The organism is Nocardiopsis sp. CNT312 (assembly GCF_000515115.1).
Taxonomy (GTDB): domain Bacteria; phylum Actinomycetota; class Actinomycetes; order Streptosporangiales; family Streptosporangiaceae; genus Nocardiopsis.
The window spans coordinates 1-1,277 of record NZ_AZXF01000065.1; the positions used below are offsets into that span (position 1 = coordinate 1).

Consider the following 1,277-nt stretch of genomic DNA (forward strand, 5'->3'; position numbering starts at 1 on the left):
GGGGAAGGCGTGGGGGTTGCGGTGGGGGTGGCCCAGGACCTGCTCGCCGTAGGCGTAGCCGTCGTCGTTGGTGGTGAAGGTGCGGTAGCCGTCCGAGGCGACCTGGCCCGGGGCGTCGTGTGGGACGTGCTGTTGGGCGGGGGTCTCCTCCGGTTCCGGGGCGGGTTCCTGTGTTGTGGGCGGGGCGGGCGGTGTTGGCAGGACCTCGGCGGTGAGGAAGGTGCGGCCTTCCCGTTCTGAGACATCGGTGATCCGGTAGCTGGTGCCGCGGGCGAGGACCAGTTGTCTCGGGTTTGGGCCGTGTGTTCCCAGCCAGTGGCTGGGGGTGCCGGCCGGGACCGTGAGCAGGAGGGTGAAGCCCGCCTTCTTCCAACCGGGGGGCAGGCCCAGGGAGGTGGACAGGTAGCCCGGTTCGGTCTGGACCGTTCCCACCAGTGTTTGGAGGTCGTTGGGGTCGTATCCGCTCAGGGAGTCGAGGCCGTTCAGGCTGCTGCGGGTGAAGACGGTCTCGGGCAGGGTGTGGGTGCTGAAGGCCTGGTCGAGGGTGGAGACGAAGCGGCGGATGTCGTCGGCGTCGGGGAAGTGCCCGAACTCGTTGGTCAGCCGTCCGCGCATCCCGGATCTGACGAGCCAGGTCCTGCGTGCCTGTTCGGGGTCGGGGGCGTTCAGGATGCCATTGATGATGGAATCGCGCGGGGGGAGGGGGTGCTCCGCTGACCTGAGGTCGTCCAGGGTGGGGAAGCGGCCGTCGCGTCCCAGATCGAATAGGAGCAGGCCCGGCCCGATAGCGGCGCGCATCGTTTCCAGGCGTTCTGCGGTCCCGTTATCGGTGGCCTGAAGCAGGTGGTTGAGCGCTGTGCCCACGCGTATGTAGGTATTGAGGGCGTCCCGCTGTTCCTGGGGCAGTCGTGTGTGGGCGTGGGGGTTGCGGTGGGGGTCGTCGAGGATCTGGGCGCCGTAGCGGGCGGCTTCGGCGTCGTCGGCGAAGTGGCGGGTGCCGTTGGGGTCCAGTGAGCCTGGAATCGTGTCGGGGTCTCCGGCCGGGGTGTGGCCGGGGTCTGATGTCCCTTCTGTTCGTGGTGGGGTCGGGGTGGGTGCGGTGGTGGGGGTCTCTTGGTGGTCGGTGATCTGTTCGTGCAGGTGGGGCCAGGCGTTTCTGAGGGCGGGGTGCAGGGGCAGGGCGGTGGCCTCGTCGGCGGGGACCCAGCGCAGTTCGCTGCTCTCGTGGCCTTTGGGGGCCATGGCGGGCAGGTGGGGGACGTGGGCCAGGAAGGTGT

General features: G+C 69.3%; 1 protein-coding gene. It reads right to left on the reverse strand.

From position 1 onward, the window contains the following. Window positions 1-1,242: ADP-ribosyltransferase (locus B042_RS23670; RefSeq protein ID WP_231494129.1), on the reverse strand; the 1,242-nt coding region annotated here is incomplete at its 3' end. Between the last annotated feature and the right edge of the window lie 35 nt (window positions 1,243-1,277).